This is a genomic window from Arthrobacter sp. UYEF21 (assembly GCF_040546085.1).
In the GTDB taxonomy this organism is placed as follows: Bacteria; Actinomycetota; Actinomycetes; order Actinomycetales; family Micrococcaceae; genus Arthrobacter.
Genome location: NZ_JBEPNF010000033.1, coordinates 1 through 9,430 on the forward strand (window position 1 = coordinate 1; position 9,430 = coordinate 9,430).

At 60.0% G+C, this 9,430-nt stretch carries 10 protein-coding genes and 1 pseudogene; 4 read left to right on the forward strand and 7 right to left on the reverse strand.

The features are described from left to right. Positions 1-365: 365 nt before the first annotated feature. The 7 genes from ABIB27_RS18900 to ABIB27_RS18930 all read right to left on the reverse strand — a co-directional run bounded on the left by ABIB27_RS18900 (position 366) and on the right by ABIB27_RS18930 (position 7,194). Positions 366-1,367, reverse strand: a complete 1,002-nt coding sequence (locus tag ABIB27_RS18900) for a heme-dependent oxidative N-demethylase family protein (RefSeq protein WP_354217982.1) — start codon at positions 1,365-1,367, stop codon at positions 366-368. Then, positions 1,364-2,350 (reverse strand): PDR/VanB family oxidoreductase, encoded by a 987-nt coding sequence (locus ABIB27_RS18905; RefSeq protein ID WP_354217981.1) that lies wholly within the window; start codon positions 2,348-2,350, stop codon positions 1,364-1,366. The genes ABIB27_RS18900 and ABIB27_RS18905 overlap by 4 nt, the downstream gene beginning before the upstream one ends. Beyond that, positions 2,347-2,829, reverse strand: a complete 483-nt coding sequence (locus ABIB27_RS18910) for a dimethylamine monooxygenase subunit DmmA family protein (protein WP_354217980.1) — start codon at positions 2,827-2,829, stop codon at positions 2,347-2,349. The genes ABIB27_RS18905 and ABIB27_RS18910 overlap by 4 nt, the downstream gene beginning before the upstream one ends. Positions 2,830-2,838: 9 nt before the next feature. Then, positions 2,839-3,219: a cupin domain-containing protein gene (locus tag ABIB27_RS18915; protein ID WP_354217979.1), complete on the reverse strand. Its 381-nt coding sequence runs from the start codon at positions 3,217-3,219 to the stop codon at positions 2,839-2,841. Positions 3,220-3,708: 489 nt separating this feature from the next. After that, on the reverse strand, positions 3,709-5,193 hold the full coding sequence (locus tag ABIB27_RS18920) for an APC family permease (protein WP_354217978.1): 1,485 nt from the start codon (positions 5,191-5,193) through the stop codon (positions 3,709-3,711). A gap of 487 nt (positions 5,194-5,680) precedes the next feature. Further along, positions 5,681-6,388 carry a cache domain-containing protein gene (locus ABIB27_RS18925; protein ID WP_354217977.1) on the reverse strand — a complete coding sequence of 236 codons (708 nt, stop codon included), beginning with the start codon at positions 6,386-6,388 and terminating at the stop codon, positions 5,681-5,683. After that, complete coding sequence (locus ABIB27_RS18930) at positions 6,385-7,194, reverse strand: FadR/GntR family transcriptional regulator (RefSeq protein ID WP_354254653.1); 810 nt, start codon at positions 7,192-7,194, stop codon at positions 6,385-6,387. The genes ABIB27_RS18925 and ABIB27_RS18930 overlap by 4 nt, the downstream gene beginning before the upstream one ends. A gap of 241 nt (positions 7,195-7,435) precedes the next feature. Here ABIB27_RS18930 and hxlB point away from each other — a divergent pair, with 241 nt between their 5' ends. From hxlB to ABIB27_RS18950, 4 genes and pseudogenes are all read left to right on the forward strand, one after another. Beyond that, positions 7,436-8,035, forward strand: coding sequence for a 6-phospho-3-hexuloisomerase (gene hxlB / locus ABIB27_RS18935; RefSeq protein WP_354254655.1), 600 nt, complete (start codon positions 7,436-7,438; stop codon positions 8,033-8,035). 82 nt (positions 8,036-8,117) lie between these two features. Next, positions 8,118-8,741 (forward strand): 3-hexulose-6-phosphate synthase, encoded by a 624-nt coding sequence (hxlA, locus tag ABIB27_RS18940; protein WP_354217974.1) that lies wholly within the window; start codon positions 8,118-8,120, stop codon positions 8,739-8,741. 236 nt (positions 8,742-8,977) lie between these two features. Next, positions 8,978-9,193: a hypothetical protein gene (locus ABIB27_RS18945; RefSeq protein WP_354217973.1), complete on the forward strand. Its 216-nt coding sequence runs from the start codon at positions 8,978-8,980 to the stop codon at positions 9,191-9,193. A gap of 46 nt (positions 9,194-9,239) precedes the next feature. After that, positions 9,240-9,430 (forward strand): annotated as a pseudogene (locus ABIB27_RS18950) (glucose-6-phosphate dehydrogenase); the annotation flags it as partial.

Consider the following 9,430-nt stretch of genomic DNA (forward strand, 5'->3'; position numbering starts at 1 on the left):
AATCTCCTCACGGGAGAGCGGATCGAGCGGGTGTGCTACCCCGACCTCGGTGTGGATTTCAGTGTTGAGAGTCATGGTTTTCTCCTTGGTTCTTTCTTGAGGATGAGATCCCCTATGGCCTGACAGGCGAGTTGCCCCGTGACATGAGCGGCGTTGGCGAATACGTGGCAGACCACTCATGTGCTTGAAACTGCCTGGAGGACGCCGGGACTGGACGTTGCCAGCGGAGCTCAACTCTGAACTCCGCTGGCGTGATACCAGTCACGTGTTCCTCGTTGCAGCCAAGCTACGTGAAATAAATCATTTAGTCTAGCTTTTTTTAGGGATATTCTCTTATTGCTCTATTTATGGCGCGCTGCGGGCGTTTAGCGGGCCAGCAGCCAATCAGATGCTGCTTTGCGGTAGCGGATGATGCCTTTGTACTCGGCCATGTCCTCGGGAAGTTCTGCCAGGACGTGGCCGAGTTTGTTCCGCCAGGCGGGGACTTTGGCGATGTCACTGAGGGGCAAGAGGTAGCTGCGTATCAGGAACAGCACGACGCCGGTGTGGGGTAGGCGGATCAGGTGCTGGACTTCAACCCGGAGGTGGAGCTTGTCGGGCATGTCGGGGTCGGTGGCAATGGTTCCGCGGTCCGGGCCCCATTCGGGGTAGGTTTCGGTGGAGGTGTCCAGGCGCTGGCCGATGGTCATGGTCCAGTTGGTGCGGCGGAACTGCTCTCCGGGTTGGAGCCGCATGAGGAATTGCTCAGCGCGTGCGACGATGTTTTCTTCCTTGACCCGGGGAACGGGGCCGTGGATTTCCAGGAAGCTCATGCCGACATCGAAATTGAAGGACCAGTCCGCGGCGAAGGTGACCAGGCCGGCGTCGAGCCACATCGTGTTGTCCCGGACGTCGAGCAGGACGATGTCGTCCTGGATCTGTGTGCCGAGGAACCGGATAGGCTCCATGGGCAGCGAGTCCTCATCGCCCATAATGAATTCAATGTCCAGGCCCTGCAGCTTGTTCTGCCAGCGGCAGGCGCTCCCTTCCCGGTGGAAGGACATGATTTCCGGGTTTTCCTCTGCCATGGCCGGCAGGAGCATCGCTATCGTGTCCCACACGGCGGGCCGCATGTGGGGCAGGACCTGCATGCGTGACGGGTCGCGGGCCAGGATCGCCTCGCGGTCCGCAAGTTCCTGATGGTAGAACTCGTCGATGTCGATCACCCCGGCACCCCAGGAACCGGCCTCTGTATTCTTTTCCTTATTGGCCGGTTCGACGTTCGCGCTGTAGCGGTATGTGTCGGAGGCAAATGGAAAGGGAAAGCGCCTGATCCGTTCCGCGAGGAGTGCGGCGTCAGGATCGGTTTCGATGATCGTGCTACTCAAAGGTCCAACTCCAATTCTGGGTCGTTGCTACGCGAAACGCAGCACATCATTGTGGTGTTCGCGGCTTTTTCCTGGTCGGATAGGTAAAGGTCCCGGTGCTGGGGTGCGCCGCCAAGCACGGGCAGGACGCATTCGCCGCAGATGCCTTTACGGCACATATTGGGAATGGTTTTCCCTGCTGTTTCGAGCGTCTCCAGCAGCGAAACGCCTGCCTGGACTTCCAAGCTGACGCCGCTGCGTGCCAGATGCACCGTAAAGGGTTCACCAGCGTCCAGTTCGGCTGCGCCAAAGGCTTCTGAGTGGAGCCGGGACGATGACCAGCCTTGGCTCCGGGCCTCCTCCAGGACCGCGTCCATGAAGACAACCGGACCGCACACGTAAAGGTGGGTGCCGAGGGGCTGCGTTGTGAGCGCTTCCGCCAGAACGTTTTGGAAACTGCCCCGGTCGGTGCACTCGACCAAAGCGGTCAACCCCGGCCCCAGCAGTTCCCGCGCTTCCGCCACGTGGGCGCCGGCGTCTGGCCGGTGCACGTAGATCATTGAAGCTGTGTTGCCACGTTCCACGGCGGCCCTGGCATGCGAAAGAATCGGTGTGATCCCGATTCCTGCAGCAACAAGCAGATGATGCGTCGCCGTTGATGCGGGAGCAAACGCACTCCGGGGGCGCGAAACGTTAACACGGTCACCGACGCAAAGCCGGTGCATGGCCACGGAGCCGCCGGCGCCTTCTTCGACCCTCAGAACAGAGATGGTGTAATCGGATGGTGCGTTGCCTGAACCTGTCAGCGAGTACGCATTGACGCCGCTCCCGTATTGGACCACCAGGTGGCTCCCCGGGACATAGGAGGGCAACGTTCCACCTTCCGGAGCAGCCATCGTAATGCTGACAATCGATTCCGTTTGACGGCTGACGTCCATCACCTCCAGCTGGAGGCCTCCCTCCACCGCCGGGTGGGCCTGGGGCTGGAGCGCCATCGCGGTCATGCTGCCTCCTCGGCATGGGCTGAGTAGCCCAAATATGAGCCAATTCGTCGGGAAAAATGATCAGTGACGGTCAAGGTGGTGGCGCATCCTTGACACTTCACCTCGGTGCCGGCTGCCTCATCAGTGGTGGTGGTAATGCAATGCGGGCAATAAACAAACCGGGGTCCGGTTTCCTGGGGCAGGAGTGTTACTTCCTCGCCCAGGAGTCCGCAGTCCGCGGCGGCTGCGGCGGCTGCACGGATATCAGTTGTGGGGCCGGCGAGGACAAGGCGGGCGCCTACACGGGCAGTGCTGAATACAGACTTCAGTTCCGAGAGGCTGTCGGCGGTTGCTGCTTCGAAATGGAGATCGTAGCGGGGCTGGCCATCGGTTTCTGGAACTGCGGTGTCATCTGTGAGTCCAAAAGATACACAGATGACACCGCGGAAACCAGGTTCCAGGCCGTTGCCGGCTGATGGCGGCATGGACGCGGAACGCATGGCCGGTCCTTACGGGTTGAAGGTGCGGTCGCCGGCGAAGAACCCCAGGCCGTACTCGGGGGTCTCGAACTTGACGGTGGTGCCCTTGGGGAAGAACAGCACGTCGCGTTCCCTGGCGTGCGTGACTTCGCCGGTGGTCTGGTCCGTGAGGATGAACTCGCCCTTGATGACGACCTTCATCTCGTCGTAGGTGTAGGTGTACACCAGCGGCTCGGAAGCCTTCAGCTCGAAGAAGCCGGCGCACATGACCGAACCCTCGGGGTTGTGGAGGGAGTCGCCGATCGCGGCGACCGTCCCGGGCTCGTCCATCGACGGCAGGCCGATGAACCCGTTTTCTACCTTGTGGATGGATCCGGCCTTGCTCAGTGTTCCTACGAGGGTGGTTTCCATGGTCTCTCCTATGAATAGTGTTGTGAAAGTGTTGTCAGAACGGTTGCTCTTTTAGTGCGTTGCGACGGGGGCTGAATAGCAAGCCAGGCGCCGACTGGGACTCGGGAAGGGGCGTGTTGTGTATGGCCGGCCGGGCTCTGCTCTGAGCCCTGCTGGTGTGATGCGAGTCACGCTCCTCGTCCTATGTGCAAACCTACGGGACGTAATTCATCTAGTCCAGTCCTTTTTAGATAATTAAGGCCCAAGAATTAAGATTTATTTTCCTTTCCGCACTGTTGACAGGCAAGCAGCCGCCAGAAACGCGCTCACGGCGGATACCGGGCCGTGTAAATGCCCGGTATCCGCCGTGAAATCAGCACGTACCACTGTCCGCCCGGTGGGCTCGGCGACCACCATGCCCTGTACTACGCCGCTAGGACGCAACTCGCGGTGGACATGATCAGGGCACATGCGCCGGACTCTTCAGCTGGAAAGCCCTGGCCGGCTCCGTCATCTGGGATTTGGAACCTTTTCAAGATCTCCGGCGTCCTCGTCTGAAGAGGGAATAGCGGCTGCTTTGTCCTTCAGCCGGCGGGATTCATGCTGGGTATACAACCAGATGGGTATGTAGAGCGATAGTACGAGGAAACCAACCCAGGTTGAGGTCCAACCGACCTCCAGGCTGTTCAGGTAGACCACGCCGACCAGGCAGAGGGGCAGATTGAACAGGCCAAAGACCAGGGCCACCTTTTTCCAGCCCTTGGGTGCTTTGAAGGGCCGTTCGAGGTTGGCGAAGGCCGGGTGATTCTTAGCCTTTACGTAGGCGAACAGGCTGATGCCGTTGGCGCAGGTGTAACCAATCGCGGACGCCGCAAGTATTGCCGCCGGGGTTCCCATCGAAATCAGCACCAGGTTGAAGGCCCCGATAACCAGCATGGCAACAAACGGAGTCCCTTGGCGGTTTGTCTTGCCAAGAACCCTGGGGAGGTTGCCTTCGCTGGACATGGAGTGCATGGCGCGGGAGGAGCCCAGGTAGGCCGTCTGGATGATGAGGATCATGGCGGCGATCAGCATGATGATGGTGACCATGGTGCCGGCTTGGCCGAACACGGCCTGGGCCACTGGAATCAGGGGCGACAAGGGCTCGGCCAGTACGCCTTCAACACCGAGCACGCCGATCACTGCAGATTGCACTGAGACAAATGAGAAGAAGCAGATGATGCCGCACGCATACAGCGCTTTGGGAACATCCCTGGACGGGTTTTTGTATTCGGGGCCGTAGATGGCCGCCGTTTCCCAAGCGCAGGCACTCCACTGTGCGATCGCAAAGATGCCAAAGAGAATCAGGATGTGGTGCATGTCCCAGGCCCAGTCGGCCGGCATCCAGCTGCCGGTGATGTTTGACAGGTCGACATTCCCGGTGGCGAAAGGCGCTACGGTCAGGACAATGAGGGGTATAAGAGAGAACGCAGCCAGGACGTAACCCAGTTTGGCGCCGTCCTTGAGGCCGAACCAGTTGACGATGAACAGTCCGGTGAAAATCACCAGGCCGGAGATCAGGGCAAGCTGATACTCGGTGAATGTCTCGGCCAGCACCGGAAACAGCCCATGCAGGTAACCGCCGACCAGGATCGAAAAAATTGCCAACACAGGGTTCCAGGCAAACCAGTAGCTCCAGGCACTGAAGCCCCCGATCAGCTTGCCCTTGTCGTACTTGCCCTTGTAGTTCTCAGTCCGGAATACGTGCTGCGCAAATCCCGGCAGGCCGGAGGCCTTGGGGAACGTGGTGGCCATCTCGGCATACGCGGTGCTCTGCATAAAACCCTGAAGGACAGAGATTCCCCAGACCAGAATTGCCGCGGCCGACACATACATTGGCAGGTAGCCCAACGAGGGCAAAATCAGCAAGGGCACACCCAGCGCAATGGCCAAACCCTGCTTCCAGTCGATCGACCTTTCCAGGTGATCTTTGCTGTCTAAACGATTTTCACTCATAAAATCTCCCTAAAACTACTCAAGTCGTCTCTGACTTCTTCGTTATGGAACTCGGTTTTTGGACCTCCCAGTGGCTGTGGGAAACCACAACTATCCAGCCCGGCGTGTTCTGCTACGGCGCCAATCAGCAGTGCGATATTGCAGCTGCATGTTGGTCCGGACGACGGACTGGCAGGGAAACGAGACAGGCTCCCGGTGCGCGCAGGGGTAAAGCTATGCCGACAAGTGCGCCAAGGGGTCGCTCGCAGGCCACCTTCAGGAATTGAGCTCTCGTGACGTGGACAAGATTGTTGTCCGAGCTAGCGAAGTTCTTCCTCTGGTGCCGAAGGACTAGTGACTGCTCCACGGTAGGACATGTGTAACAGATCACTCCCAGAGGTTACAGCTTAAAAGCTCTATTCCGATAGCTTTTATTTGCAGAACTTTTTCCCGCTTCGGTGACCCCAGCCTTTCTTTGGGTCTGGGGGAGTGCCCGTCTAGACCGCGTCTAGACCGTGTAAATCAGGGAGAGCCCCAGGTGAGGGACGTCCAGGGCCAACCGATGCTGGTTGGGGTAGCCGGACTTAATCCGCTCACCAACGAGGTATAACCCGGAGTTGCCGAGAATGACGCGGTCGCTGGCGTTGACGAGGGCCGCATCTCCGGGAACGGCGCGCAGGGTGGGCATGATGAGGGGTTCCAAGTCCTTGATCCGGATGTCGCAGGCAGCCACGCCAGTAAAGCGGCCATGGACAGAAAGCGGAGCCGCAAAGGTCAGGATGTATTCCTCGAAGCCGAGGAAGTCCACATATGGCCCCCACAGGCTCTGCTCACCTGTGGAAGCGGCGGTGGAGAAGAATGGCAGCTTCTCATAGTCGTAATAGCGGCTGCTGCCTGGAGTCATGTCGAGGTCGAGCCTGCCGATGGTGCCGTGTTCCTTGCGGGCCCACCAGTCCAAAGCCGGCACCCCCTCCTCGAGGGTTTCCACCGCGAAGAAGGTCCCGGACCCGGCTGCATAGCTGTTCTTCGTCAGGAACTCCCGGGGAAATTCATCCAAGCCCTTGAGGGAAGCCCTGTCGGCGCGGGACTTGCCGGCGAGATTCCGTTCCAGGAGGGAGGAAACGTCGCTGGAGAGCTTAGCGACCTCAGCGCAGACGCCGCTCAGCCAGGAAGACAGGGCGGTGGCAGCATGTACGACTTCAGCGGCGGGCTTCATTGACCATCCTGGGTTGATTGGGCGTAGCCGAGGGTGAGCTTCTTGTCGATCAGGTGGAAAATGTTGCGCCTGATGTGCTCAAGGACAAGTTTCTGGGCTTTCTCGGGCTGGTCCTGGGCGACTGCCCGGACCAATTCCAAGTGTTCAGCGGTTGCCTGTTCGGGGTCAAATTTCACCGTGAGGGGAGTCCAAAGCTGCTGAACTGTCTCTTCCTGAAGCCGGATCTCGGCGTTGGCAAGTCTCGGTGACTGGGCGGCTATTGCCAACTCGATGTGGAAGCGGCTGTCAGCAGGTGCACGCACTTCGGGGGTATCGGCCAGTACCAATGCTCGCGCAAGTTCCTGAAGCCGCTCGAAGTCATGTGCTTCGGCGCGCTCACAGGCCAGGCGCACGGTGGTGGCTGCGATAGCGGAATGTTCGTCTCCGATGTCACGTATTTCCGAAATGGACGTCGAGAGGAACCAGTCCCGGATGGCGTCAGTCTGGGTGCGAGGCTGGCGGACGACGAACGTCCCCCCGCTCCGGCCTCTGCGGGTCTCCACGACTCCACGCTCGCGCAGTTCCCCCAAGGCTTCGCGAAGTGTCGCGCCGCCAACCCCAAACATTTCCGAGAGCGCCGCTTCAGGTGGCAAACGTTCACCTACTTTGAGCAGCCCGAGGCCGATGGCCTTGGTAATCCTGTCCACGATCGCGTCGGCCCTCTCGATTTCCGGCAGGGACCGATAAATCTGGGACTGGAATGAGGACGGCGAGGCCAAAAGTCTGCGCTCCGGGAAATGGGCTACGGGTCGGTCGATAACAAGCAATCCGGAAAGTACGTGGCGGTGGACTTAGCTTGTTCTCCAGAGTCTATGCAATAAATCCTTCAAAACTGCGGCTTTCCGGCACTTTCCACCCGACTCCGGCAGGAGCGCCAATCCTTAAGTGTAGTAAGAACCGTCAGAAAACAGTGTTACCCCTGCCCGTTCGCTTCGGGAGTATGGATATCAACCAGAAAGCGTCGTTCGGTTCCTACGGACCGACGACCGGATAGAAGGGGAAAACATCGTGAATCCGACAGCAAACGCAACGCTTACCGGGTACAGCAGTACGGATGACATCGTCCGGAATCTCGCGCTAGTTCAGAACGAGATCGCGGACACAGCGGCCAAGATCGACGAACAGCAGATCGCCGACGTGGCCCGTCACCTCAGCCAGCCTGGTCGTGTGTTCTTCGCCGGAGCCGGCCGAAGCGGGCTCGTCCTGCGGATGGCCGCCATGAGGCTGATGCACCTGGGCCTGAACGTCCACATCGCCGGTGACACCACCACTCCCGCGATTGCTTCCGGAGACCTGCTCCTGGTGGCCTCCGGATCGGGAACAACCTCGGGGGTTGTCAAGTCAGCCGAAACAGCGGCTAAGGCGGGTGCACGGATTGCCGTGTTCACCACCAACGCGAGTTCACCGCTTGCCGGCCTCGCTGATGCGCTGGTCATCCTTCCCGCGGCCCAGAAGACCGACCACGGCTCCAGCGTTTCCCGCCAGTACTCGGGGTCCCTCTTCGAGCAGGTACTTTTCCTCGCCACCGAAGCACTCTTCCAGTCCCTGTGGGACAACACGGATGTGCCTGCCGAAGAGCTCTGGCTCAGGCACGCAAACCTCGAATAATCGAGGCTCAGATTTCACCCACCGCAGTATCCACTCAATTTTCAACACCCATCGCATTTCCCAACAGAAAGAAAACACCATCATGAAGCTCCAAGTTGCTATCGACCTGCTGACCACCGAAGCCGCCCTCGAACTCGCCGGCCAGGTTGCCGAATTCGTTGACATCATCGAGTTGGGTACCCCGCTGATCAAGGCTGAAGGCCTCTCTGTCATCACCGCGATCAAGAACGCCCACCCGGACAAGGTTGTTTTCGCTGACCTCAAGACCATGGACGCTGGCGAACTTGAAGCCGACATCGCCTTCAAGGCCGGCGCTGACCTGGTCACCGTGCTCGGTGCAGCCGACGACTCCACCATCGCCGGCGCCGTCAAGGCTGCCAAGGCCCACAACAAGGGCGTTGTCGTTGACCTCATCGGCATCGAGGACAAGGTGACCCGGGCCAAGGAAGTCCGCGCCCTGGGTGCAAAGTTCGTTGAGATGCACGCCGGCCTGGACGAGCAGGCAAAGCCCGGCTTCGACCTGACCGGTCTGCTCCGCGCCGGCGCAGAAGCCCGCGTTCCGTTCTCCGTGGCAGGCGGCGTAAAGCTCGCCACCATCGCAGACGTCCAGAAGGCAGGCGCCGATGTCGCCGTTGCCGGCGGCGCCATCTACGGTGCAGCCGACCCGGCACTGGCAGCCAAGCAGCTCCGCGCCGCCATCAACTAACCAACCGGTTGACGGCGGCGTCCCGCACTCCCAACAGCCGCGGGACGCCACCTCCGGGCTGCAGGACCTCTTGATAGGGGGCCTGCAGCCCGGATGTCTTTCCTGTACTGCCCGCGGGGATACGTCACCGCGGGCAGTACGGTTCAGTGCTGAATCCGATTCCAGGAACACAACACCCCAAAGACGTGGGGTTGGCGCATGGGCGCACTTAAACCCATGGGAAGGAACTGTTCAAAATGCGTAGCTACGCCACACACAATTTAGAAGTAGTTGTTACCGAGCCAAGCCGTCTTTACGAGTTGCTCGACGACGCCGAGGCCACCCTCAGGCAGGTAGCCAGGCCGCACTGCTATTCCGGCATTCTGGTTACCCGGCATACTCCCAGCCGGTACACGCTCGCCCTCAGCGACACCGTTCCCTACGGTGAGACCCGCGAGCAGATCCTCTCCTAAGCACCGGTGCGCGGCTGCACTGCCCTGTCGAAAGTTAGAAGCCAGCATGTCACTTACCTACGTTGATACAAGTGCGAGGACCGGGCCCAAGTCCGGCGTCAATCCGCTCAGGGATCCGCGGGACCGTCGGTTGTCCCGGATTGCCGGTCCGTCGTCGTTGGTGCTTTTCGGGGTGACTGGGGATCTTGCCCGTAAGAAGCTCATGCCGGCCGTGTATGACCTCGCGAACCGGGGTCT

Coding starts and splice junctions, on each gene's coding strand:
- hxlA (WP_354217974.1), top strand. CDS start 8,118: ATGAAGCTCCAAGTTGCTATCGACCTGCTGACCACCGAAGCCGCCCTC.
- ABIB27_RS18920 (WP_354217978.1), bottom strand. CDS start 5,193: ATGAGTGAAAATCGTTTAGACAGCAAAGATCACCTGGAAAGGTCGATC.
- ABIB27_RS18905 (WP_354217981.1), bottom strand. CDS start 2,350: ATGACCGCGATGGCGCTCCAGCCCCAGGCCCACCCGGCGGTGGAGGGA.
- ABIB27_RS18915 (WP_354217979.1), bottom strand. CDS start 3,219: ATGGAAACCACCCTCGTAGGAACACTGAGCAAGGCCGGATCCATCCAC.
- ABIB27_RS18945 (WP_354217973.1), top strand. CDS start 8,978: ATGCGTAGCTACGCCACACACAATTTAGAAGTAGTTGTTACCGAGCCA.
- ABIB27_RS18925 (WP_354217977.1), bottom strand. CDS start 6,388: ATGAAGCCCGCCGCTGAAGTCGTACATGCTGCCACCGCCCTGTCTTCC.
- ABIB27_RS18910 (WP_354217980.1), bottom strand. CDS start 2,829: ATGCGTTCCGCGTCCATGCCGCCATCAGCCGGCAACGGCCTGGAACCT.